This is a genomic window from Microbacterium sp. P03, assembly GCF_043556235.1.
GTDB lineage: Bacteria > Actinomycetota > Actinomycetes > Actinomycetales > Microbacteriaceae > Microbacterium.
Window position 1 is genome coordinate 1,093,330 of the sequence record NZ_JBIGIM010000001.1, and the last position, 22,492, is coordinate 1,115,821.

Genomic DNA, 22,492 nt, shown 5'->3' on the forward strand with positions numbered 1-22,492 from the left:
GTTCCACACACTCACGAAGGAGTACTCATGGCAGAGCGCACGGCTACCATCGCAAGCAGCTCGGGGTTGCATGCCCGTCCGGCGAAGCTGTTCGTCACAGCGGTACAGGAGAAGAAGATCCCCGTGACGATCGCGGCCGAGGGTGGTCCCGACCTCAACGCCGGCAGCATCCTGTCGTTGATGGGACTCGGCGCGGCGAAGGGCACCGTCGTCACTCTGAAGGCGGAGGGCGAAGGCGCCGATCAGGCGCTCGATGAGCTCGTCACCCTCCTCGAGACGGATCTCGACGCCGAGTAATCGCGCACGACACGACAGCGGATGCCGCGGACCCCAGGGTCCGCGGCATCCGCTGTCTCATCGTGCGGAGAACGCCGCGCCTTCCTCAGTCGGTGGGAGGTCGACGCAGGCGCTTGACGTCGGTGCGCTGCTGCTTCGCCTGCAAGCGACGCTCCTTCGCGCCGCGGCTGGGCTTCGTCGCACGACGGTTCGGCGAGGGCGGCCGGAGCGCGTCTTCGACCACGGCGACGAGCCTCGCGCGCGCCGCATCCCGGTTGCGGAGCTGCGCGCGGTGCTCGGATGCCGCGATCGTGAGCACTCCTCTCACAAGACGACCTTCCAGCCTGTCCAGAAGTCGCTCACGCTGGATCGGCGACAGAACCGTCGAACCCGACGCGTCCCACAGCAGCTCCACGCGCGAATCCGCCGTGTTCACGCCCTGCCCACCCGGACCGGACGACCGCGAGAACCGCCACGCGAGCTCGGACTCGGGGATGGTGATCCCCACGGCGGTCCGGAGCCCGGGGCGGTGAGGAGTGGCCATGCACCCATCTTCGCCTCCGCGCGGCGGCGAGAACAGCGCGAGGGCCGGCTCCGCTGACGAACACGGATGCTGCGATCCCCGCGGATCGCCGCATCCGTCCGTACAGTCGCGTCTCTACAGATCGGTCACATCGTTGGGGTCCAGCGCGAGGAACTCGCCGCCGCCCTGCTCGGTGGCCCACTTCAGCCGCGCACGGTGCATGTCGCGTCCGATCACCGACAGAGTCATGTCGTGCGTGCCGAATGCCCGCTTCGGTGCCACGGCGAGCACGAAGTCCATCGCTTCGCCGATCTTCAGCCACGGCGCCCCGATGGGCGCGGCGAGAAGCTGCACTTTGGCGCCCTTGGGAACCGTGTAGGAGTCTCCCGGGTAGTAGAACTCATGGTTGATGAGGACCCCCACGTTGTCGACGACGGGCATGGACTCGTGGATGACCGCGTGCTTCCCGCCGAAGAACTCCAGCGTGAACGGGTCGAGATCGACGGTGTCGCCGGGGTTCACAACGATGACGTCGTACCCCGCGGCCGCGTCGGCGAATCCCTGCGGACCGTAGATGGGCGTCCCCGGCACGGCCTTCAGGATGCGGTCGAGATGCTCTGCCGTCCAATGGTCGGGGTGTTCGTGTGTGATGACGATGCCGATGGTGTTGCCGATGTCGACCAGCGGAAGGGTGAAGGCTCCCGGATCGATGATCAGTGCCTTGCCGGCTTGCTCGATCGTGAGCGCGGCGTGTTCGTGCTTGGTTACTCGCATGACCCGAGTCAACCCGTCGGCGGATGCCGCGGCAAGCGCCACGCCCATCCTCGTCTCGATTTGTCGACTCCGGGCGCGCCGTGGCATAATCGTAGGGTTGTGCTGATCGGCCCCATCGTATAGAGGCCTAGTACGCCGCCCTCTCACGGCGGTAACGCGGGTTCGAATCCCGCTGGGGTCACCATCGAGAAATGCCCGTCCACCGGACGGGCATTTCCTGTTCCGGCGCGTCGAGTGGCTGAGATCTCGATCGCGGTGGACGAGGTTGCAGCGCTCACCGCAGACGTTTGCGCAGATACACCAGCTCCACCTCGGGCAGCACGATCCGTCCGGTCTCGACGTAGCCTTCTCGGCGATACAGGCGCAGATTCGGCTCGCTGAGAGAACCGGTGAACAGCTCGGCCTCCAAGGCATCCGATCGTGCCTCGACCGCCGCGAGAAGGGCTGTTCCGATACCTCGCCCCTGCATATCGGGGGCGACCGCGAGCCGGCTGATCAGCAGCAGATCGCCATCGGTTCTGGCGCGCACGGATCCGACGATCCTGTTCCTGATCAGCGCCACCAGACCGCCACTGGCAGCGAGCTCGCTCTCGAGGTCGCCCAGCGACTGCGTCAGCGCCGGGATGTCCACCGTTCGGTAGAGCTCCGCTTCCTGCACGAACGCGGCGCGCTGCAGAGTGAAGATCTCGCCCGCGTCTCCCGCCGCGATGGGGCGGATGAGGAGGTCGCCCTGCACGCCGTCAGGCTTTCGGCCGTCGGATCAACCACACGATCACCGAGACGAAGATACCCACCGCCATGCCCATGCCGACCCCGAAGCCCACCCCGATCGACGGCACGAGGATACCCAGCAGGACACCGACCAGCAGTCCCGCGACCACCCCGCCGACCACATATCGAGCCATGCCGGCGTCGGAGTTCTTCTGAGTGCTCATGGACACACCGTAGCGGTGCGCTCGACGCACGCGTCGGTCGGCTCACCGGGGCCGTCCCCGATGTCGGAGACCCGTGTGATCATCGCAGCATGAGCCGCTTCGCCATCGACGCACCGACCGCGCTGAGACTTCTCGAAGACGGTCGCCAGGTCGCTGCAGATCATTCGCTCGTAGCCCCGTCGCTTCTGCGATCGCACGTGCTGTCTCTGCTGTACCGCGCATCGCGAGCGGGTCAGCAGGAGGAGTCCGAGACACGGAAGGCCCTGGAGGGTCTGGCGGAACTCAAGATCCGTCTCCTGGGTGATCGCGTGTCACGGGCCACCGCCTTTCGACTCGCCGCAGATCTCGGCTGGGACGACACGCCCCTCGCGGAATACCTCGCCGTCGCCTCGCTCCAAGCCGATGCGCTGGTGACCGATGACCCCTCACTCCGCGAGGGAGCACGGGGCCTCGTGCCACTGGCCGACTTCGGTGATCTTTTCGCATGACGCCGGTGGCGGCGCCCGTAGCGCGCCGCCCCCTCGCACGCAAGCCTCAGCGGCGCCGGGACTCTCCTCGTAACGTGGGACCGTGACGGCGGAACGCGAGCAACCGGGCGAAGACCTCAGGTCGTACGCACCCATCGGCGACGGTCGAACCGTCGCCCTGATCGGACTGCGTGGACAGGTCGATTGGATGCCGGTGCCCGACCTGGACTCGCTCCCGATCTTCGCTCGCCTCCTGGACGACGCGGATGGGGGATTCATCGAGCTCGAACCCGCGGTCGCCTACACCGTCCGGCGGCGGTACCGGGCGAATACGAACGTGCTCGTGACCACGTTCACCACCGAGACCGGTACGGCGAAGGTGACCGACGCGATGGTGACCGGGGTCGCGGGGCGTCTGCCCTGGGCCGAGCTCGCCAGAAGGATCGAAGGAATCGAAGGCACCGTTCCGTTCGCGTGGCAGGTGCAGCCCGGCACCGGCCTGCAGACCGCCTCGCCGTGGCTCGACGACACCGAGCGCGGCGTCATCATCCGTTGCGGGCGCACAGCGCTCGCCGTCGTCGGATCGGAGCACGGGCCCGACAAGCCCGACTCACGCGGAACCCGTCTGAGCGGCGCGTTCACGACATCGAAAGGGTCGCGGCACATGCTCGTGGTGGCGGCGACCCACGGCGAGCCACTCCATCTGCCGGAAGCCTCCAACGTCGACCGGGGCATCGATCGCACGATCGCAGGCTGGCGGGCGTGGTCCCGGGAGTTCGACTACGAGGGGCCGTGGGCGCCCGACGTGCGACGCAGCGCGCTGGCGCTGAAGCTTCTCATCTTCAGCCCGAGCGGTGCCATCGCGGCCGCGGCGACGACATCCCTGCCGGAGTCTCCGGGTGGCCGCAAGAACTGGGACTATCGGTACGCGTGGGTGCGCGACCTCGCCTACACGGCCCACGCCCTCGTGTGGTTCGGACTGCGCGAGGAGACCCACGCCGCCATCTCCTGGATGCTGCGCACGATCCGCGAGAACGGTCCCGATCTCAAGGTGTTCTACACGCTGGACGGACGCGTCGACCGTGAGACGCAGGAATACGAAGTCCCCGGGTGGCGAGGAGTCGACCCGGTCGTGACCGGCAATCCTGCGCACGGTCAGCTGCAGCTCGGTGTCTTCGGCGACCTGTTCGCGATCTGTCGGACATACGTCGACGCCGGGAACATCCTCGACATCGACACCGGCCAGATGCTGTCAACCGTGGCGGACCGCGTCTGCGATCTGTGGCGCCGTCGCGACTCCGGCATGTGGGAGCTGCCCGACGAGCAGCATTACACGTCCTCGAAGATGGGATGCTGGCAGGCTCTGAACGATGCGATCATGCTGCATGAGGCCGGGCAGATTCCGGGCGGCATCGATCGGTGGCGGGTGGAACGCGACCGCATCAAGGACTGGGTCGATGCGGAGTGCTGGTCGGACGACCTCGGTGCGTACGTCATGTATCCGGGCACCGACAGGCTCGACGCATCCGTTCTGCTGCATGCACCGAGCGGCTTCGACCGTGGAGAGCGCATGAGCGCCACGATCGACGCGATCGCGGAAGATCTCGGTGCCGGCCCGCTGCTGTACCGCTACACGGGGGCAGCCCGCGAAGAGCACACCTTCGTGGCGTGCGCGTTCTGGCGAGCGACCGCGCTGGCCTGCGTCGGCCGCCGAGTCGAGTCGATCGCCCTGATGGACGCTCTCGTCGATCTGGGCAACGACGTCGGAATCTACGCGGAGATGATCGCGGCGGACGACAACGCATTCTGGGGGAATCTGCCGCAGGCGCTCAGTCATCTCGCGCTCATCAACACCGCCCTCACGCTCCGTCAGCTGGCCGAACCGGAAGAGATCGACGGACACTGAGCTCCGGTGCGGGCGGACGGCCATAACCCGCGATCGCGGCGGTGGCAAGCCCCCGCCGAGTGCGACGGATCGCCGTACGTTTGCCCGACGACGTATCGACAGGGAGATCCACGATGGCGTACAAGACGCACCATTCGGTAGTGGTGATCGGTGGGGGCAACGGGGGAGTCTCGATTGCGGCTCGCCTCCGACGCGAGGGTGTCGAGGACATCGCGATCATCGAGCCGCGGTCGCAGCACTACTACAAGCCGTTGTTCTCGCACGTGGGCGGAGGCACCGCGCGGCGCAGCACAACGGTGCGGTCGCAGGCCTCGGTCACACCGAAGGGCGTCGACTGGGTCCGCGACGCCGTCGTGTCGATCCACCCCGGTGAGAACGCCGTGGTCCTCGGCAAGGGCACGCGCCACACGTACGATCACGTCGTCGTCTGCCCCGGCATCCAGCAGAACTGGGAGGCCGTGCCCGGTCTCGTCGACGCCCTCGCCACTGACGCCGTGGCATCCCACTACGACTTCGACCTCGTGCCGAAGACGTCGCAGCTCCTGCACGACCTCACGCACGGCACGGTCGTCTTCGTCCAGCCTCCGGGACCGTCCTCGTGCGCGGGCGCCGCGCAGAAGCCCATGTACCAGGCGTGCGACTACTGGCGGGCCACGGGCGTGCTGGCGGACATCCGGGTCGTGATGGTCGTGCCCGACCCCTCGATCTTCGGACTCGACCACATCGATCGTGAGCTCGAGCGAGTGATCGCGGAGTACGGGATCGAGGTGCGCACATCCACCGCGCTGCGTGAAGTCGACGGCGGATCGCGTGTGATCACGCTCGGTGCCGTCGAGGGCACAGGGGAGAGCGAGCAGCTGCATTACGACGTGCTCAACGTGGTCCCGCCGCAGTCCGCACCGGACTGGCTGAAGGGGTCCGACCTCGCCGCGGCCGACGACGACGGCGGGTTCGTGGAGGTCGACACGCGCACGCTGAGACACCCTCGATACCCGAACGTGTGGGCGATCGGCGATGCCGCGGCCACCACCAACTCCAAGTCGGGTGGCGCCCTGCGGGACCAGGCGTTCGCCCTGGCGAAGAACCTCACGTCGGTGATGCGAGGCGGCCGTCCCACGGAGCTGTACGACGGCTACTCGGTGTGTCCGTTCACCGTCTCGCGGTCCACGGTCGTGTTCGCGGAGTTCGACGACCAGGGCAATGCCGAACCGACGATCCCGTTCTGGAAGTCCATGTACCGGGAGAATCGCGTCTCGTGGATCTTCGACAGGCACATCCTGCCGTGGGTGTATTGGAATCTGATTCTGAAGGGTCGCGCGTGAGGAGACCCGGACGGGCGCGCGTCATGATGAGCGCATGACGACTCGACTGCTGGTCATCTCGGACACGCACATCCCCGGCCGCGCGAAACGGCTGCCCGACGCCGTCGAGCGTGCCGTCGGCGAGGCCGACCTCGTGATCCACGCCGGAGACTGGGTCGCGGCATCCGTCATCGACGCCCTCGAAGCGCACGCACCCGTACTGGGCGTTCACGGCAACAACGACGGACCCGACGTGCGCGCGCGACTGCCCGAGGTCGCGCGGCGGACTCTCGAAGGAGTGCGCTTCGCCGTCGTGCACGAGACCGGCGATGCGAAACGTCGTGAGGTCAGAATGGATGCCGCGTTCCCTCAGGTCGATGTGCTGGTGTTCGGTCACAGCCACATCCCCTGGGACAGCACGACTCCGCGCGGCCTTCGGCTGTTGAATCCGGGGTCGCCGACGGACCGTCGACGTCAGCCCGCCCACACCATGATGACGGTCGTGGTCGACGACGGCGCGCTGGTCGACGTGCGGCTGCACGAGCTCTGAGCTCTACGCGGCTCGATCGAGCCGCACCGAGGCGAGGGCGCATCCGGCAAGCACAGCGCCGAGTCCTCCGACGGCCATGTCACCGATCGTGTCGGTGTAGGTCACGAAGATCTGATCGCTGATGAACGTGAACCCGAACCACTCGACCATCTCCCAGAGTGCGCTGATGGCCAGACCGATCGCCGGGACGATCACCCAGGGCACGCGTCTGCGGAAGCCGCTCTCCTGCGGCGAGGGAACCACCCCCCATCGACTCAGGAGAAGGTAGAGCATGGCTGACAGCACACCGGTGGCGGTGAAATGGACGATGAGATCCCAGCCGGCGAGCGAGGTGTACAGATCGAGGACGTTGCTCCACGCCGCCACGAGCACGGTGATGCCGAAGAAGATGTCGAACCACGGTCGGACGCCGACGAACCGGGGGACCAGCAGCGCGGGGAGCGCGAAGGCGAGGATTCCGGCATCGGTTGCGGTCCAGCCCACCGCGGCCACGATGATGCCGACGACGCCGAGCACGCGTACCGCGTCGGCGATGTACTCGGCGGCGCCGCGAGGGCGGCGGAGGAAGTTCTCGATCACGCCGGTGTGCCATCCGGTGCGAAGAGCACGACGGCCTGAACGGGGAGATGGTCCGACGGCCACCCGCCGCGGTACCTCCGCGCGTTGATGGCGATGCGGTCCACGACCAGGCCGGTCGACACAGCGATGAAATCGATGCGTCGAGTGCCCACTCTCGGACGTCGATAGGCGGCATAGGTCTCCCACTCGGGAGTGAGGCGATCGGCTGCCGTATCCCATGCGTCTCGCATCACACCGCCGTCCCACAGCGCGCGCACCTCTGACGACGCTGCCGGCGCGTTGAGATCGCCCATCGCGATGACAGGGGTCGATGCCGCGGACACAATACCCCGGAGCTGCTCTGCCGCACGAAGCCGAGACGCGCGCGAGAACGGATCCCAGTGGGTGTTCAGCGCGGTGAACGTCGCGCCCGATGACCGATCTCGCAGGACCGCGCGCACGATCACGCGGGGGACGGGATTGCCCCACGTGCGCGATCCGGCGACGGCGGGGTGATCCGACAAGGCCTGTTGGGCCCAGTCGAGCAGCTCGAAGCGCTGATGGTCGTAGTAGAGCGGACACCCCTCGCCCGAGCGCTGGGCGCTCCGGCCGTACCCGACCGACCGGAAACCCGAGCCGAGGACGTCCTGCAGGAAGGCCGCCTGGTCGGGCATCGCCTCCTGTACGCCGAGCACGCCGGGTCGCTCGGCATGCAGGAGAGCCTGCACACGCGGGGCACGAGCGGACCACCGATCGGCAGCAGGCCACGACAGCCGACCCATGCGTCGGCGGACGTTGAAGGTCATCACGTGCAGTGCCGGGGGCCCGACGTGCCCGACGAGATCATCTCCGGTCACCGCGCGACCACCCGGAACGTCCGCGGGCCGATGGTTCGCCGCAGAATGAGCTTCGCCCAGCGCACCGGAGGGAAGTCCTGCGGCCAGTGCACGACGACGGTGCGGAAGCCGTTCGCGACCCGGCGAGCGAAGGCCCGCCGATCGGCGAAGGGGCGCATGGACATGCCGACGGCGGCCCGTGGCAGCAGGCGGATCCGGTACCACTCTCCGAGGTGATACGAGAGGTCCAGATCATCGTGCAGCTCTGTATCGCGGCGATGCACCCGGGAGCGGATGCTGCGCCATGCGGTGCGACGGAAACCCATGTTGGAACCGAACAGGGGGAGGTGGCCGAGCGCGGGGAACATCGCGGCGGCGTATGCACCGAGGTAGACCGCGGCAAGAGGCGCCCGCAGGAGCCGCGGACCATCGACGAAGCGGGCGCCGCCGGTGAACGCGGCCACGTGAGGGTTCCGTTGGAACGCCTCGACCATGACCGCCACCCATGTCGTGCTGGGCAGGCAGTCCGCGTCGAGCCGCAGCACGATGTCGCCGTGCGCGAGGTCGTACCCCTGGGCGCTGGCGGCGGAGATCCCGGGGGTGACGCACTGGACGACGGTGGCGCCCGCCTCGCCGGCGACGCGGGCGGAAGCATCCGAGGAACCGTTGTCGACGATGAGGATCTCGTCCGCACGACGAGTCTGCAGCGCGAGCGCGCGCAGGCAGCGGCGCAGCTGGCGGGCGTCGTCCTTCACCGGAATGACGACGGTCACGGTCGGATGCGGGAGTCCGGGTGCACTGATCATCGCATCGCACCGTCCACCCCCTCAAGCTAGCCGCGCCGGTGTCCGCTCACGCGCCGGTTGACATCGACCGGCGAGCCGGATAGCCGACCGCGTGAGGTGTGCGTCCGACCGGGGATCACTCCGCTTCGGGAACTGTCGCGATCATGCGGCCGTCGGCGATACGCGCCCGTGCCCGATCATGGTGGCGGGTGATCGGGACCGCTTCCGTGGCGGCCGGCAGGCCCATGGGCTTGGTGGAGACGAAGATGCTCTCCGCACGCTCCACCACGAACGTCTCGTGCCAGATGCCCACCGCCCCGGGTGCCTTGCGCGCGGTCTTGTTGAAGCGTGCCCACGCCGGGCGATGCTCCTGGGAAGGATTGGACGCGTATGCGTAGAGCTTCTCCGCCGACGACCAGTACTGCACGACGTACGGACCGCCGGATCCGAGCAGCAGCGTGTAACCGAGAAACCCCGACCCGGGGTCTGCGCTCAACTCGCGGAGCATTTTCGGCATGGCTGCGAAAACCGGCAGCCAGAGGTCCGGCCGCCACGGTTTGTTGATCTGCATGCCGATGTGGAACACCACCAACTCGCCCTCGTAGCGGTGGGTCATTCTCCCTGCGACGACTCTGCTCATGTCCGGCTCCTATGGATAGCAATGCTATCCAGTCTGGATAGCGTTACTATCGATTGTCAAGGGGGCGCGATGAGAATGTCTGAGCTCGCAGAGTCGACGGGGGTGTCCGTCGCCTCCATCAAGTACTACCTGCGCGAAGGACTGCTCCCCGAGGGCGCCCGACGCTCAGCGACCCAGGCGGAGTACGACGACGCGCACGTGCGCCGGCTGCGCGTCATCCGTGCGCTCATCGATGCGGGCGTCAGCGTCGCCGAGACGAAACGCGTGATCGCCACCCTCGATGATCCGCCCGCGCGCGGGCACGACCTCCTGGGCGCGGCTCACGCCGCCGTCACACCGCTCGTGGGCGACGGCATCGATGTGAGCGCCGCAGAGAAGCTTGTGACGAGGATCGGCTGGCAGCCGGGCATGTGCGACCCTCGCGTGCTCGGCTCGGTGGCCGCCGCACTGCAGGGTCTCGAGCGCGCCGGTTTCACGCCCCCGGGAGAGGTCATGACGGTGTACCTCGAATCGATACAGCGGATCGCCCGGGCTGAGATCGAGGGTGTCCCCACCGAGTCTCCGGAGGCCGCCGTCAACTACGTCGTCCTCGGCTCCGTCCTCGTCGAGCCTCTGCTGCTGGCACTGCGTCGAGTCGCCGAGCAGATCGCCTCGGCCGAGAGGTTCGGCGACGGCCGACCGACGACGCGGACGGACGGCGACGTCAGCGACCGCTGACCGCGGAGAAAGACAGCGGGCCGCCGCAGAGCGACGACCCGCTGCCCGGGCAGTGGCGGTGCTCAGCGGACGATCACCGTGACCGGCTTCGACGCGGTCTCGCCGTTGCCATTCACGAAGACCGCCGTCAGTGTGTGCGCACCCGCCGCGACCCCCGCCAGGGCGAGCGACGCGCGCTGCGCGGAAGGTGAGGACGCGCGGAGCTCACCGGACCCCACGACGACGCCATCGAGCTCGAACCGGTACGACGTCGCGTTCGTTCCCCACCACAGGTCGGCGGTCGCGCGGAACGAGCCATCGCCGTCCCAATTGTCGTGCGAGACCACAGGCACGGCAGGCGCTGCATGGATGACGGTGACGGTCGTCTTCGTCGTGGCGGTCGCGCCCTTCGTGTTGATCAGCTCGGCCGTGTACACGTAGGTGCCGTCGGGCTTGTCTGCGAAGCTGACGCCGGTCGTCTGTGACATCCCGGTGGTCCCATCGAGCACCCGCGTCGTCACCAGGGCTCCGTTCTCGTACAGCCGGAAGATCGTCCCGGGAGTTCCCCACCACAGATTCATCACCACGTCGTAGTCGCCGTCGTGCAGACCATAGGCTCGCCCACTCGTGTTCGACAGGGTCCCACGTCCGGGCGCCGATGCGGCGCCGCTCGCCGGGACGACGAGCACGGAGGTGGTGGCGGTCGTGACGAGCCCAGCGTGATTCGTCGCGGTCGCCACGACGGACACGTCGCCGGCGAGGCCGAGCGCCGCGAGATTGATCTCCGCATCCGCGGCCACCTCGGCCCCGTCGACGCTGACGGTCAGAGAACGGATGCCGCTCTCCGGGTCATCTGCCCTGATCGCGAGCTGCAGAGGCCGGTCGGCGTTCACCGGGCCTTCGGGCAGCCCGGAGATGATCGGTCCCGACTCGTCGACCGCCGGAGCCGCGACGTAGCTGATCGACGCCGGCGGCGGCACCGCCATCCCGGTCCCGATGAAGAACGAGGGGTTCGGCGGTTGGTTGTACGCGGAGTTCTGTCCGGCGACGCCGACCCGGTACTGAGAATCGTGCATGAGCGTCGGCAGACGACTGTCCGTGGCATCCGTCGTCGTATAGATCCGGATGCCGGTGCCGTCCGCGTGTCGAACGGCGACCTCTTCCCGCCAGTCGCCGAACAGGTCGGCCTGCACGACGGGGTTGCCTTTCGTGGTGTTGTTCGTCGACGTTCCGTCCATTCTGAGCAGCTCGGTCTCCGTTTTCGTCGCGGCATCCCATTTCGAGATCGTCGGCACTCCGGTCGACGTCGCCACGTCATAGTCGTGGTCGGTGATCTCCCGCGACAGGTCGCCGTCCCACCACGTGACGAAGTTCGCCGCGGGGATGTCGGTCGACAGCTGGTCACCCGTGGCCGATTTCAGCGAGCCGACGGGCGAGTTCCAGGCAGCGTCTCCGCCGATGTTCCACGCTTCGGCCCCGGGACTCGTCGGGTCGATGTCCGCCGCCACTCCTCGGCCGGTGTCTTTCGCTGCCGTCGTCGTCCACAGCACGCTCCCCGTCTCGGCGTCGCGGAACGATGCTCCGATCCCACCGTTGCCCGAAACGTCCTCGTGCACTCCGAACACCTCCAGGCCGGCGCGCTGCGGGTCGAAGTCGCCCACGTGCAGTGCGTCGCCGTGGAAGAGGCGCGTGTTGTAGAGCGGCGTCCCGTCGTCGTCGATCGTCATCGCCCCGAAGACGATCTCGTCGAGACCGTCTCGATCCACGTCCGCCGGCACGAACTGGTGGTTCCCCTGTCCCTCGTACTGCGTGCCCGCCTCGTCCGAATCGAAGGTCCATCGCTCCACGAGCTCGCCGCCCACCAGGTCCCAGGCCACGATGACCGTGCGCGTGTAGTAACCGCGGCTCGTCACGAGGGAGGGATGCTCCCCGTCCAGGTAGGCGACGCCGGCCAGGAAGCGATCGACGCGGTTGCCGTACGTGTCTCCCCACGAGCCGACGTCGCCTCGACCGGGTGCGTAGTCGACGGTGTCGATCGCGGCCCCGGAGCGCCCGTCGAACACCGTGAGGTATTCCGGACCGCTCAGGATGTAGCCGCCGGAGTTGCGGTGGTCCGCCGTCGGGTCTCCGATGACGGCGCCGGTACCGTCGACGGTGCCGTCCGCGGTCTTGAAGGCCACCTCAGCAGCACCGTCGGAGTCGAAGTCGAACACCTCGAGCTGCGTGTAGTGAGCACCCGCTCGGATGTTCACGCCGAGGTCGACGCGCCACAGGCTCGTGCCGTCGAACTCGACCGCCTCCGCGTAGACGTTGCCGGTGTACCCGCTCTGCGAGTTGTCCTTCGAGAGGGAGGGGCTCCACAGGAACACCAGTTCGTACTGACCGTCGCCGTCGACATCACCCACCGTTCCATCACCGGGGGAGTAGGTCACCACCTTCCCGTCCGGGAGCGTCGCATCGGCGGGTTTGCTCAGCGGGATGTCGAGATATTGCTGATCCCAGACGCCGAACTCGTCGGTCACCGAGATCTCGCGGTCACCGTCGGTCGTGGTGACCAGATACCGGGAATCCGTGTCACCGTCCGCGTCGACGAAGTTCGTGGTCTGGGTGATCGGCGCCGTGGTGATCTTCACACCGTCCCGATAGACGTCGAAGGCGAGTGCGCGATCATCCAACCCGAGCAGCCTCCACCCCAGGTAGACACCCTCTGCGGTCTGCACGGCGACGGGAGCGCGGTCGAGGTATTCGACCTGGCGGACGAGAGTCGTCGCCACCTCCGTGGCGTGCGCGGTCGGCTCCGAGGATCCGCCCGCGTTCTGCGCGACGATCTTGTAGAGATAGGGCCGCGTTGTCAGCACATCGGAATCGGTGAAGGTCGGTGCATCGACGGTCGCCACGAGTGCGAAGGGGATGTCCGCACGCGTGGACCGCAGGACCTGCCACTGCGTCGCGTCCTGGGCGTCATCCCAGCGGATGGTCGCACTGTGGCGATCGATCGAGGTCGTCTGCACACCCGTGGGGGCTGCGGGGGGCGCCACGGACGTGTCGACGACGGAGACGGTGACCTGTTCGCCCGCGCGCGAGACCCGTTCGCCCTTCACCGTGGCGACGGAGTAGGTATAGGAGGCGCCGAGTTCCACGCCGTCATCGACGAACGTCGGCGTCCCCGCAGCAGCGACGCGTGCGATTTCGGCAGGCTCGCCGCCGGAGGCGGCTCGGAGGATCGCGTAGGAGGAGGCACCGGCGACGGCCTCCCAGGAGAGATCGACCGTTTCTGCGGCGGCGTCGACGGTCGCGACGAGGGCGGCGGGTGCCGCGAGCGGCGTCTGGACCCTGACCCCGTTGATGCGGCCGTCGCCACCGGTCACCCGGATGTTGAGCTGGCCGTCCGAGACGGACACGGCGGGGAACGCCTGCTCGTGGATCTGGCCGCTCGTCGTGCGCGGCCCGCTGAACGGCGTGCCTTCGATGTCGAAGTTGGTCCCGTTGCCCGCGATCAGGTCTCCGGCCCAGGTCGTCACTTCGTAGGTCCCGTTCGGCACGTCGGCCGCGAACACCTGGCCGTTGCCGATCGTGAAGTCGCGGAGCATGGCGTCATCGCCACCGCGATCACGGAAACCGTTCGCCGCGGGAGCGGTGGTGAACCCGTACCCCCGCTCCACGGAGTACGTGGTGCCGGGGTGGACTCCCGACCAGCCGGACGCCACCGGCGTCGACGGTCCGCCGAAGTCGAAGGCGAGATCGACGTCGTCCGCCGCGTGCGCGGGAGACGAGGAGCCGGCGGCGGATGCCGCGATCAGCGCCGCGACGATCGCCGAGGTGACGACCGGTCTCGTCCGATGGGAACGACCAGTAGAGCGCACGGAATCTCCTTCGATATGTGACGCGACCCGCTTGACGACATCTTCGCCGGCCAGGAAAGCGTTTCCCGATAAAACGCTTTCTCATCCTCACCCGACCAAGGGCCCACGTCAAGGAGGCTTCGGATGAAGCCTGTCCGTCCGCAGGAGCGCACGACACATCGCCGGGCGCACGACATCGGTGCGCGACCATCGCGTGCGCCCGGCACGGACCCGCGCGCTCGGCGGTGGGCAGCGCCCGCGCGGCACCGGGGCCTGCCGTATCAGGGTCACGGTCGCTACGCTGACAGCGTGCACAGGATCTTCGCCACTCCCTTCGCCGCGGTCTACCCGCACTACGTGGCGAAAGTAGAGCGCAAAGGCCGAACCCAGGAGGAGCTCGACGAGGTGATCGAGTGGCTCACCGGGTTCGACGGCGAGGCCCTCCGGACGCACCTCGACGAGGAGACGACCTTCGAGCAGTTCTTCGCCACCGCGCGCGTGAACCCGAAGGCTGCGCAGATCACCGGCGTGATCTGCGGCATCCGCGTCGAGCAGATCGAGGACCCGCTGATGCAGAACATCCGTTACCTCGACAAGCTGGTCGACGAACTGGCCAGAGGCAAGGCCATGGACAAGGTCCTCCGCGCGAGCTGACTCGGCCGAAGGCCCCTCGCGCACGTCCGAAGAAGAGCTCTTTAGCGACCCGATCCGCCCGTCAACGATATATCGTTGTATATCGCTGAACCTTCCGACGGTCCAGCCCAAAGGAGACGATCATGAGCGGTTCATTCATGGGAGACGCGTTCGCCGGACGCGGCAAGGGCAACAGCCAGAGCTGGCCGATGGGCGGCATCTGGGAGGCCATGGAGCAGTTGCGCGGCCAGTTCGAGCAGAAGGCCGGCACCCGCGTCGGGCGCGGAGACGTGCGCGCATCGGTGCTCGCGCTTCTCGCCGAGAAGCCGATGCACGGCTACCAGATCATCCAGCAGATCGAAGAGCGCAGCGCCGGAGCATGGAAGCCCAGTCCCGGATCGGTGTACCCCACCCTGCAGCTCCTCGCCGATGAGGGCCTCATCAGTGCGCAGGAGTCCGACGGTCGAAAGACCTACTCGCTGACCGAGGCGGGGCGAGCCGTCTACGAGGCTTCCGCGGACCGCTCCGTTCCGTGGGAGACCACGGGCCACCGCGACAGCACGCGCGCGGGCGCGCTCCCGAAGGCGGGCATCGACCTGGCTCAGGCCGTCGCCCAGGTGGGCCGGTCGGGTAGCCCGGCGCAGGTGAAGCAGGCGGTCGACGTTCTGGACGAAGCGCGACGTAAGCTCTTCTCCATCCTCGCCCAGGACTGACCGAGTGCCCGCAGCACGTCGGCATCAAGGAGAATCGATGACCGACGTCGGTGACATGCGCGCCCGGTACCGCCGAATCACGCGATTCGCGGCGCGCTATCTGGTCCAGGCGTGGTGGTTCGAACTGTTTCTGCCCCGCCTGGGCCTGTCCTGGGTCTCGGCGCGCCACCGCACCCGCCGCCTGCAGAGGATCGCCCAGCGCTTCCACGTGCTCGCCGTCGATCTCGGCGGACTCATGATCAAGGTCGGTCAGTTCATGTCGTCGCGCCTCGACGTCCTGCCCCCGGAGATCACCAAGGAGCTCGAAGGACTGCAGGACGAAGTGCCGCCCGTGCCGTTCGCGGCCATCCGCCTGCTGGCGGAAACGGAGCTGGGCGTGCCACTGGAACGTGCGTACGCCTTCATCGACCCCACACCGCTCGCCGCCGCGTCGCTCGGACAGGCCCATCGTGGGCTCCTCTCCGATGCGGATGCGGCCGCGACGGGGATGACGGAGATCGTCGTCAAGATCCAGCGGCCGGGGATCGACCAGATCGTCGACGTCGACCTGCGGGCGCTGCGTCGCGTGGCCGGGTGGCTCAGCCGGGTGCGTCTCGTATCCGACCGTGTCGACATGCCCACCCTCGTCGAGGAGTTCGCGGCGACGAGCCTGGAGGAGATCGACTACCTGCACGAGGCGGCGAATGCCGAGAGGTTCGCCGCGGACTTCGCCGACGATCCGCGCGTGGGCGTTCCCGACGTCGTCTGGGAGCGGACCACTCGCCGCGTCTTGACGCTGCAGGATGTCACGGCCATCAAGATCAGCGACGTCGACGGTCTCCGCGCGGCCGGTATCGACCCGTCCGAGGTGGCTGCGGAGTTCGCCGCGGTGATGTTCGACCAGCTGTTCGCCGATGGCTTCTTCCACGCAGACCCGCATCCGGGCAACATCTTCGTGACCCCGCGCGCGAACGCAGCCGAGGGCACGGATGCCGCGGGCCGGTCATGGACGTTCACCTTCATCGACTTCGGCATGATGGGCGAGGTCCCCGAGAGCCTCCGACGAGGCCTGCGACGCCTCATCATCGCCGCCGCCTCCCGCGACGGCAAGGGACTCGTCGACGGCATCCGCGATGTCGGAGTGCTGCTGCCCTCGGCCGACACAGCCGAGCTCGAACGCGCGATGACCGCGCTGTTCGCACGATTCGGAGGAATGGGCTTCGCCGAGCTGCAGCAGGTGGACGAACGGGAGTTCCGCGCATTCGCGACCGAGTTCGGCGACGTCGTGCGCTCCCTGCCGTTCCAGCTGCCGGAGAACTTCCTGCTCATCATCCGTGCGATGTCCTTGGTGTCCGGCAACTGCAGCGCCCTCGACCCGGCCTTCAACATCTGGGATGCCATCGAGCCGTACGCCAACCGCCTCATCCGCGAGGAGAGCGGCAACGTCGTCCAGGGCTTCGTGAAGGAGGCACGTTCTGCAGCGGGTGTCGTCGCTCGCCTGCCGCGGCGTATCGACGATCTCGCGACCCGATTCGAAGATGGTCGTATCGCCGTGCAGGCACCTCGGCTCGAACGCCGCTTGGCAGGCCTCGAGCGCACCGGACGTCGCGTCATCTCGGCCGTGCTCTTCGCCGCGCTCTTCCTCGGCGGCATCCTGCTGCGCGTCGACGACGTGGTCTTCGGCACCGTCCTGATGTCGGTGTCGGCGATTCCCCTGCTGCACGCTCTGCTGGCGGGCGCCGTGGGCCGACGCGGCGCAGGCTGAACGGCGGAACGCGCACGAAGAAAGAGGCGGGTGACCGGATGCCGCAGCATCCGTCACCCGCCTCTGTACGTCAGGGGGAGATCAGTACCAGCCGACCGACTCCGAGTGGGACCACGCTCCGCACGGAGTGCCGTAGCGCCCCGAGATGTAGCCGAAGCCCCAGGCGATCTGCGTCGCTGCGCTCGTCTGCCAGTCGGCGCCGGCCGACGCCATCTTGCTGCCGGGCAGCGCCTGCGGGATGCCGTAGGCGCCGCTGGGGTTGGCTGCACGCGTGTTCCAGCCGGACTCGCGGTTCCACAACGAGACGAGGCAGGAGAACTGGTCGTCGCCCCAGCCGTAGCCGCCGAGCATGCCCCGCGCGATCGACTGCGCCTCGCCGGCGCTGGTGTTGGCGGACGCGTAACTCGGAGCAGGCGCGGCCGGAGCGGCGCTCGACGGGGATGACGATGCGGGAGCGGATGCTGCGGCCTCGGCCGCGGCAGCCTCTTCGGCAGCCCGGGCGGCGGCGGCCGCGGCAGCTGCGGCCTCTTCGGCCTCGCGCTGGGCCTTCGCCGCGGCTTCCTGCTCGGCCTTCAGCTGCACCGCGGCGTCGAGGCGTCCGCGAAGGTCAGCGGCGCGCGTCGCGACGGGGGCGACGAGCTCGCTCAGGTCCTCGGTCAACTGCGGCACGAGGGGCGTGGGCACGCCGCGCGCGGCCGCAAGGCGTGCGACGGCGGCGGCGAGCTCGGACGTGTCGACGGATGCGTCGGCGACACCGATATCGAGCCCGGATGCGGCGATGTCGGACGTGACCGACGCGGCGCCGGTGAGGGCGTCGTCCGCGGCGGCGAGGGTCTGACGGGCCTTGACCGACACCGCGTCGGTGCCGCCGCCTGTTCCGGGCACGACGGGCTGTGCAACCGTGTACGAAGCGAGCGCGAAGTGCGAGATCGAACCCGACGCGGACGGCTGCGAGGCGGATGCCGTCGCCGTGACGCCGGCCGTCGCGAGAATGCTCACCGCCAGTCCGGCGGCGATGGTCGCAGTGCGACGGCGGGTGCGGCGGGCAGGAGGAGCAGACGTGCTGAAGCGCATGAAACCGGGTTCCGTATGAGTGGCGGCGTCATCGGGCTGACGCGGCGCATCCGCTCGTGCGGACGCAAGTGGCCGAGTATTCACACCTTGTCTGAGTGATTCCCGTGTATAGCCTGAACGGCGCGGTGCGGCGGGGGGAGGCGGAAAGGCCAGATCAGAAGGCTGACCGCATCACCGATCGGCCGTTCCGCGACCGTAGACTCGCAGCACCGACCGGCGTGAGCGAGGAGCACAGGGTGAATGAACGGGTGACCTGGGTCCTGGTCGACGGGGAGAACATCGATGCCACGCTGGGCTCCTCCATCCTCGGCCGACGGCCTCAGCCCGAGGAGCGACCACGATGGGATCGCGTCAGCGCGTTCGCCGCACGGACGTGGAACCAGCGTGCGCAGGGCCTCTTCTTCCTCAATGCCTCAGCGGGAATCCCGATGACCTTCGTGCAGGCGCTGAAGGCCATGGACTACCGCGTCATCCCGCTTTCCGGAGCCCCCGATGAGAAGGTCGTGGACATCGCGATCCAGCGCACGCTGCAGGCGCTGGTGGAGCGGGACGACGACGTCATGCTCGTCAGCCACGACGGAGACTTCCTCGATGATCTCGCCGTGCTGGCGGATCACGAGCGCCGAGTCGGACTCCTCGCCTTCCAGGAGTTCCGGAACATCGGATTCTCCACGGTGCCCGGCATCCAGATGTTCGATCTCGAGTTCGATGCGCGTGTCTTCGATGCGCCTCTGCCTCGTGTGCGGGTCATTCCCATCCACGAGTTCGATCCGAACGCCTTCCTGCTCTGAGATCACGCTCCGTCGCGAGTGGGCACGGTCGCGACGCCCCGACGACGGCGCTCGAGAGCGCGCTCGCGCATCGCGAGGAACAGCGGGAATGTGAACGCGAACGCCGTCACGGCGGACAGCACGATGTACAGCCACGCACGCTTCATACCGAGCCTGCGTGCCTCGACCACGATCAGCACGCTGCCCGCCACGGCGACCACGAGCAGGTCGACACCGATCGACGAAACGGCAGGACCGCTGCCGAACACGTCGGAGAGGTAGTTGCGCGCCTCCACGACGCTCCACACGTTCAGCACGAACGTCCCCACGAGCCCGATGATCGCGAGCACCAGGTAGGCCACGGCCAGCGGTGTCCATGTCGTCTTCACCGAGTCTCCTCGCTCCGACCGCCGCGCACGCAGCGGTCACGTGCATCGTATCCGCGTGCACGGAGACAGCGGCTGCCGGACGGGCCTGGGATAGCATCGCGGCGTGCCCCCCACCGTCCGCCACACCGCCCGCATCATCGTGCTCGATGAAGACGATGCCGTGCTGCTGATGAAGACCCACTGGGACCACCGCATCCTTCCCGAACGGTGGCTGACTCCCGGCGGGGGCGTCGACCCGGGGGAGGACGTGCACACCGCCGCGGTGCGCGAACTCCACGAAGAGACGGGCCTGCGCGTCGAGTCGCTGGGGGAGCCGATCTGGCACGAGCGGCGGGCGCTTCCCGCCGGTCACGAATACGACGAGACGGATGCCACGTACTTCCTGCTGCGTGTGCCGCGATTCGAGCCCCTGTCAGAGCATTGGACCGATTCCGAGCTGGACGACATCGTCGACGTTCGCTGGTTCAGCCCGAACGAGCTCACCGCGTCCGAGGATGACTTCGACCCGGAGGACGTGAGACGGATCCTGTCGCACCTGCCGGGTCGCGCTCCGTGAACGCGGCCCCGCACGACGTCGATCCGACGCAGCGGACGGCCGCAGACCTGGTCGCTGCCGTCTCCGGGCGCAAGATCTCCGCCGTCGAGGTCGTCGAGGCCCATCTCCGGCTGATCGACCGCGTCAATCCTGACCTGAATGCGCTCACCGTCGTGTTCTCCGAGCGGGCCCGCGCCGAGGCATCCGCCCTCGATGACGCGATCGCTTCGGGCGTGCCCGCAGGACCACTCGCGGGCGTGCCCTTCTCGGTGAAGGAGAACATCGACCTGACCTGGTCGGCGACGACCAACGGATGGCGCGGACTCGCCGACGCGGTGCCCTCGCGTGACGCCACGATCGTGAGACGCATGCGGGCTGCGGGAGCCGTGCCGATCGGCAGGGGCAACATGCCGGACTTCGGCATGCGCTGGGACACCGACAACGATCTCTTCGGCCGGACGATGAACCCCTGGGACCGAGGGCGGAGTCCCGGCGGGTCGAGCGGCGGCGACGCCGTCGCCGTGGCCACGGGCATGAGTGCCGTGGGACTGGGCAACGACTTCGGCGGCTCACTGCGCCTCCCCGCCTACGCGGTCGGCATCTGCGGTCTGCGGCCGTCGAGAGGCCGGGTGCCCCGTGCGGCGGTCGCGGGGCATCCGGTCGCCCTCACGCTGCAGCAGTTCTCGGTGAACGGCCCGCTCGCGCGCACCATCGACGATCTCGCCCGCGTATTCGACATCATCCGAGGGGTCGACCTCGACGACCCCGTGTCGGCCGACGTGGTCGGGCTGCGCGCCGATCGGGTGCCACGCCGCGCAGGGGTGCTCCGTGCCGACACCGACATGGCGCCCGACGTGGCTGCGGGACTGTCGCGCGCCGCCGCGTCGCTGCGCTCCGCCGGGTGGGACGTGATCGACGTCGACGCTCCTCGCCTCGAAGACGCCGCCGCGATCTGGCGCCGGCTCGCGTGCACCGACATGCTCATCTCCCTCGATCCCGAAGTTCTGGGATTGCCGCTCGGCAGGTCTGCGACGTCGTTCCTCCGCGTGAGCACCGCTGCCGCCCAGCCCTACGAGACCGCCCATGACTACGCCTCGGCATGGGCGGAGGTCGCGGCCATCGCTTCGGAGTGGGCTCGACTGCAGCGAGATGTGCCCGTCCTCCTGGGTCCGGTCTCGACAGCACGAATGGGTCCGCCCGACTACGACCTCGGCGGTCCCCACGAGGCGACGCGCGCCTGGCACGACATCCGTCTCACGGTCGCGGTGAACCTGCTCGGGCTGCCCGCTGTGGCTCTGCCGACGGGCCAGGGTGGTGACGGCATGCCGACCGGCGTACAGCTGATCGGGCCCATGCACGGGGAGGAGGTCGTCTTCGCAGCCGCGCGCGACCTCGAGGCGGGAGTCGGTCGCGGGGCTCGGCCGACCCTCGGCTGACGGCGCCGCGGCTGACGGCGCCGCGGCGAGCGACGGCCGGGGAATAACTGCATCGCCCCCCGGTTATCGGCTTCATGACCCGTATCGGAAACAGCTCCCTCGACGTCCTTCCCCTGTCGCTCGGCGGCAACGTGTTCGGCTGGACAGCCGACCGCGAAGCCAGCTTCGAGATCCTCGATGCGTTCGTGGCCGGCGGCGGCGACTTCATCGACACCGCGGACGTTTACAGCGCGTGGGTCCCCGGGAACTCCGGGGGTGACAGCGAGCTCATCATCGGCGAATGGCTCGCGTCACGCCGACCCGAGGGTGTGGTCGTCGCAACGAAGGTGAGCCAGCATCCCGACTTCCCCGGGCTGTCTGCCAAGAACATCCGCGCCGCGGCGGAGGCTTCCCTCCGTCGTCTGGGTGTCGACACCATCGACCTCTACTACGCACACTTCGACGACCAGGACGTCCCGCTCGAGGAGACCGTCGCGGCCTTCGGCGAGCTCGTCGCGGACGGCCTCGTGCGCTACACGGCCGTGTCGAACTACACGCCCGACCGCATCCGTCAGTGGGTCGACCTGGCGCAGGCTGCCGGCTCCGCCCTCCCGGTCGCCATCCAGCCGCACTACAACCTCGTGCACCGCAACGAGGTCGAGGAGGGCATCATCCCGGTCGCCGAGCAGTTCGGGATGAGCTTGGTGCCGTATTACGCGCTGGCGAGCGGATTCCTGACCGGCAAGTACCGTTCGACGGATGCTGCGGGCCAGGGTTCGCCCCGTGCCGAGGGCGCTGCGAAGTACGCCACGCCCGCGGGCCTCGCGATCGTCGACAAGCTCGCCGAGATCGGCGACGCGCACGGGGTCTCGATCGCCGCCACCGCTCTTGCATGGCTGCGGGCTCAGCCGACGGTCGCGGCCCCCATCGCGAGCGCGTCACGGGTCGAGCAGGTCGCGGATCTCCTCGACGGAGCCCGCGTGGAACTCACCGCCGACGAGGTCCGGGCACTCGATCTCGTGTCCACCTGGGATCCCGCCCGCGCCTGAGACGTCCTCGGGCCGGTCCACGGAGGGACGCGTCGACGACGCGGCCCTCCGTCTGTCGCAGGGCGTTCGACGACTCGCTGT

General features: G+C 68.3%; 24 protein-coding genes and 1 tRNA gene. 14 read left to right on the forward strand and 11 right to left on the reverse strand.

Going from position 1 to position 22,492, the window contains the following annotated elements; genetic code table 11:
• Nucleotides 1-27: 27 nt before the first annotated feature.
• Nucleotides 28-297: an HPr family phosphocarrier protein gene (locus ACFXOO_RS05300; protein WP_378838987.1), complete on the forward strand. Its 270-nt coding sequence runs from the start codon at nt 28-30 to the stop codon at nt 295-297.
• An 85-nt stretch (nt 298-382) separates the two neighbouring features.
• On the opposite strand, the gene arfB is transcribed toward ACFXOO_RS05300, so the two are convergent.
• Entirely contained in the window at nt 383-820 is a 438-nt protein-coding gene (gene arfB / locus ACFXOO_RS05305; protein ID WP_394562949.1) for an alternative ribosome rescue aminoacyl-tRNA hydrolase ArfB, read from the reverse strand.
• 114 nt (nt 821-934) lie between these two features.
• The gene (locus ACFXOO_RS05310; RefSeq protein WP_378851312.1) at nt 935-1,573 is read right to left on the reverse strand and encodes an MBL fold metallo-hydrolase; all 639 of its coding nucleotides are present in this window, start codon (nt 1,571-1,573) and stop codon (nt 935-937) included.
• 108 nt (nt 1,574-1,681) lie between these two features.
• Here ACFXOO_RS05310 and ACFXOO_RS05315 point away from each other — a divergent pair.
• Nucleotides 1,682-1,757, forward strand: a tRNA-Glu gene (locus ACFXOO_RS05315).
• A gap of 90 nt (nt 1,758-1,847) precedes the next feature.
• On the opposite strand, the gene ACFXOO_RS05320 is transcribed toward ACFXOO_RS05315, so the two are convergent.
• On the reverse strand, nt 1,848-2,309 hold the full coding sequence (locus ACFXOO_RS05320) for a GNAT family N-acetyltransferase (RefSeq protein WP_378838994.1): 462 nt from the start codon (nt 2,307-2,309) through the stop codon (nt 1,848-1,850).
• 4 nt (nt 2,310-2,313) lie between these two features.
• A complete protein-coding gene (locus tag ACFXOO_RS05325) occupies nt 2,314-2,508 on the reverse strand; it encodes a hypothetical protein (RefSeq protein WP_378838996.1) in 195 nt (64 codons plus the stop codon).
• A gap of 89 nt (nt 2,509-2,597) precedes the next feature.
• On the opposite strand from ACFXOO_RS05325, the gene ACFXOO_RS05330 reads away from it, so the two are divergent.
• The 4 genes from ACFXOO_RS05330 (at nt 2,598) to ACFXOO_RS05345 (ending at nt 6,732) form a co-directional block, all read left to right on the forward strand.
• Nucleotides 2,598-2,996 carry a hypothetical protein gene (locus ACFXOO_RS05330; RefSeq protein ID WP_378838999.1) on the forward strand — a complete coding sequence of 133 codons (399 nt, stop codon included), beginning with the start codon at nt 2,598-2,600 and terminating at the stop codon, nt 2,994-2,996.
• Between the two features lie 82 nt (nt 2,997-3,078).
• Nucleotides 3,079-4,881, forward strand: a complete 1,803-nt coding sequence (locus ACFXOO_RS05335; protein ID WP_394562950.1) for a glycoside hydrolase family 15 protein — start codon at nt 3,079-3,081, stop codon at nt 4,879-4,881.
• 113 nt (nt 4,882-4,994) lie between these two features.
• On the forward strand, nt 4,995-6,203 hold the full coding sequence (locus ACFXOO_RS05340; protein WP_394562951.1) for an FAD/NAD(P)-binding oxidoreductase: 1,209 nt from the start codon (nt 4,995-4,997) through the stop codon (nt 6,201-6,203).
• Nucleotides 6,204-6,237: 34 nt separating this feature from the next.
• Nucleotides 6,238-6,732, forward strand: a complete 495-nt coding sequence (locus ACFXOO_RS05345; protein ID WP_394562952.1) for a metallophosphoesterase family protein — start codon at nt 6,238-6,240, stop codon at nt 6,730-6,732.
• A 3-nt stretch (nt 6,733-6,735) separates the two neighbouring features.
• On the opposite strand, the gene ACFXOO_RS05350 is transcribed toward ACFXOO_RS05345, so the two are convergent.
• The 4 genes from ACFXOO_RS05350 to ACFXOO_RS05365 all read right to left on the reverse strand — a co-directional run bounded on the left by ACFXOO_RS05350 (nt 6,736) and on the right by ACFXOO_RS05365 (nt 9,551).
• Nucleotides 6,736-7,311, reverse strand: coding sequence for a hypothetical protein (locus tag ACFXOO_RS05350; protein ID WP_378839009.1), 576 nt, complete (start codon nt 7,309-7,311; stop codon nt 6,736-6,738).
• Nucleotides 7,308-8,147 (reverse strand): endonuclease/exonuclease/phosphatase family protein, encoded by an 840-nt coding sequence (locus ACFXOO_RS05355; RefSeq protein WP_394562953.1) that lies wholly within the window; start codon nt 8,145-8,147, stop codon nt 7,308-7,310. Before ACFXOO_RS05355 ends, ACFXOO_RS05350 begins: the two co-directional genes overlap by 4 nt.
• Nucleotides 8,144-8,932, reverse strand: coding sequence for a glycosyltransferase family A protein (locus ACFXOO_RS05360; RefSeq protein ID WP_394562954.1), 789 nt, complete (start codon nt 8,930-8,932; stop codon nt 8,144-8,146). The genes ACFXOO_RS05355 and ACFXOO_RS05360 overlap by 4 nt, the downstream gene beginning before the upstream one ends.
• A gap of 115 nt (nt 8,933-9,047) precedes the next feature.
• A complete protein-coding gene (locus ACFXOO_RS05365; RefSeq protein ID WP_394562955.1) occupies nt 9,048-9,551 on the reverse strand; it encodes a DUF4188 domain-containing protein in 504 nt (167 codons plus the stop codon).
• 69 nt (nt 9,552-9,620) lie between these two features.
• Between ACFXOO_RS05365 and ACFXOO_RS05370 the strand changes: the two genes are divergently transcribed.
• Nucleotides 9,621-10,268, forward strand: coding sequence for a MerR family transcriptional regulator (locus ACFXOO_RS05370; protein WP_394562956.1), 648 nt, complete (start codon nt 9,621-9,623; stop codon nt 10,266-10,268).
• A gap of 62 nt (nt 10,269-10,330) precedes the next feature.
• Here ACFXOO_RS05370 and ACFXOO_RS05375 read toward each other — a convergent pair whose 3' ends face one another.
• On the reverse strand, nt 10,331-14,110 hold the full coding sequence (locus tag ACFXOO_RS05375) for a hypothetical protein (RefSeq protein ID WP_394562958.1): 3,780 nt from the start codon (nt 14,108-14,110) through the stop codon (nt 10,331-10,333).
• A 288-nt stretch (nt 14,111-14,398) separates the two neighbouring features.
• On the opposite strand from ACFXOO_RS05375, the gene ACFXOO_RS05380 reads away from it, so the two are divergent.
• From ACFXOO_RS05380 to ACFXOO_RS05390, 3 genes are all read left to right on the forward strand, one after another.
• Nucleotides 14,399-14,743, forward strand: coding sequence for a DUF2200 domain-containing protein (locus tag ACFXOO_RS05380; RefSeq protein ID WP_378839024.1), 345 nt, complete (start codon nt 14,399-14,401; stop codon nt 14,741-14,743).
• A gap of 122 nt (nt 14,744-14,865) precedes the next feature.
• Nucleotides 14,866-15,435 (forward strand): PadR family transcriptional regulator, encoded by a 570-nt coding sequence (locus ACFXOO_RS05385; RefSeq protein WP_378839026.1) that lies wholly within the window; start codon nt 14,866-14,868, stop codon nt 15,433-15,435.
• A 37-nt stretch (nt 15,436-15,472) separates the two neighbouring features.
• A complete protein-coding gene (locus ACFXOO_RS05390) occupies nt 15,473-17,179 on the forward strand; it encodes an ABC1 kinase family protein (RefSeq protein WP_394562959.1) in 1,707 nt (568 codons plus the stop codon).
• Nucleotides 17,180-17,260: 81 nt separating this feature from the next.
• Here the strand turns inward: ACFXOO_RS05390 and ACFXOO_RS05395 are convergent, their stop codons facing one another.
• Nucleotides 17,261-18,253: a lytic transglycosylase domain-containing protein gene (locus tag ACFXOO_RS05395; protein ID WP_394562960.1), complete on the reverse strand. Its 993-nt coding sequence runs from the start codon at nt 18,251-18,253 to the stop codon at nt 17,261-17,263.
• Between the two features lie 236 nt (nt 18,254-18,489).
• On the opposite strand from ACFXOO_RS05395, the gene ACFXOO_RS05400 reads away from it, so the two are divergent.
• Nucleotides 18,490-19,044, forward strand: a complete 555-nt coding sequence (locus tag ACFXOO_RS05400) for an NYN domain-containing protein (protein ID WP_378839034.1) — start codon at nt 18,490-18,492, stop codon at nt 19,042-19,044.
• 2 nt (nt 19,045-19,046) lie between these two features.
• Here ACFXOO_RS05400 and ACFXOO_RS05405 read toward each other — a convergent pair whose 3' ends face one another.
• Nucleotides 19,047-19,412, reverse strand: a complete 366-nt coding sequence (locus ACFXOO_RS05405; RefSeq protein ID WP_378839036.1) for a DUF2834 domain-containing protein — start codon at nt 19,410-19,412, stop codon at nt 19,047-19,049.
• 103 nt (nt 19,413-19,515) lie between these two features.
• On the opposite strand from ACFXOO_RS05405, the gene ACFXOO_RS05410 reads away from it, so the two are divergent.
• From ACFXOO_RS05410 to ACFXOO_RS05420, 3 genes are all read left to right on the forward strand, one after another.
• Nucleotides 19,516-19,968, forward strand: a complete 453-nt coding sequence (locus ACFXOO_RS05410) for an NUDIX hydrolase (protein ID WP_394562961.1) — start codon at nt 19,516-19,518, stop codon at nt 19,966-19,968.
• Complete coding sequence (locus tag ACFXOO_RS05415) at nt 19,965-21,383, forward strand: amidase (RefSeq protein WP_378850803.1); 1,419 nt, start codon at nt 19,965-19,967, stop codon at nt 21,381-21,383. The genes ACFXOO_RS05410 and ACFXOO_RS05415 overlap by 4 nt, the downstream gene beginning before the upstream one ends.
• A 74-nt stretch (nt 21,384-21,457) precedes the next feature.
• A complete protein-coding gene (locus ACFXOO_RS05420) occupies nt 21,458-22,411 on the forward strand; it encodes an aldo/keto reductase (RefSeq protein WP_378839043.1) in 954 nt (317 codons plus the stop codon).
• Nucleotides 22,412-22,492: the final 81 nt, after the last annotated feature.

Bases quoted from the DNA above. Each gene is read 5' to 3' on its own strand.
- ACFXOO_RS05370 (WP_394562956.1), top strand. From the start codon at position 9,621: ATGAGAATGTCTGAGCTCGCAGAGTCGACGGGGGTGTCCGTCGCCTCC.
- ACFXOO_RS05330 (WP_378838999.1), top strand. From the start codon at position 2,598: ATGAGCCGCTTCGCCATCGACGCACCGACCGCGCTGAGACTTCTCGAA.
- ACFXOO_RS05300 (WP_378838987.1), top strand. From the start codon at position 28: ATGGCAGAGCGCACGGCTACCATCGCAAGCAGCTCGGGGTTGCATGCC.
- ACFXOO_RS05390 (WP_394562959.1), top strand. From the start codon at position 15,473: ATGACCGACGTCGGTGACATGCGCGCCCGGTACCGCCGAATCACGCGA.
- arfB (WP_394562949.1), bottom strand. From the start codon at position 820: ATGGCCACTCCTCACCGCCCCGGGCTCCGGACCGCCGTGGGGATCACC.
- ACFXOO_RS05340 (WP_394562951.1), top strand. From the start codon at position 4,995: ATGGCGTACAAGACGCACCATTCGGTAGTGGTGATCGGTGGGGGCAAC.
- ACFXOO_RS05345 (WP_394562952.1), top strand. From the start codon at position 6,238: ATGACGACTCGACTGCTGGTCATCTCGGACACGCACATCCCCGGCCGC.
- ACFXOO_RS05385 (WP_378839026.1), top strand. From the start codon at position 14,866: ATGAGCGGTTCATTCATGGGAGACGCGTTCGCCGGACGCGGCAAGGGC.
- ACFXOO_RS05325 (WP_378838996.1), bottom strand. From the start codon at position 2,508: ATGAGCACTCAGAAGAACTCCGACGCCGGCATGGCTCGATATGTGGTC.
- ACFXOO_RS05420 (WP_378839043.1), top strand. From the start codon at position 21,458: ATGACCCGTATCGGAAACAGCTCCCTCGACGTCCTTCCCCTGTCGCTC.
- ACFXOO_RS05365 (WP_394562955.1), bottom strand. From the start codon at position 9,551: ATGAGCAGAGTCGTCGCAGGGAGAATGACCCACCGCTACGAGGGCGAG.
- ACFXOO_RS05395 (WP_394562960.1), bottom strand. From the start codon at position 18,253: ATGCGCTTCAGCACGTCTGCTCCTCCTGCCCGCCGCACCCGCCGTCGC.
- ACFXOO_RS05360 (WP_394562954.1), bottom strand. From the start codon at position 8,932: ATGATCAGTGCACCCGGACTCCCGCATCCGACCGTGACCGTCGTCATT.
- ACFXOO_RS05310 (WP_378851312.1), bottom strand. From the start codon at position 1,573: ATGCGAGTAACCAAGCACGAACACGCCGCGCTCACGATCGAGCAAGCC.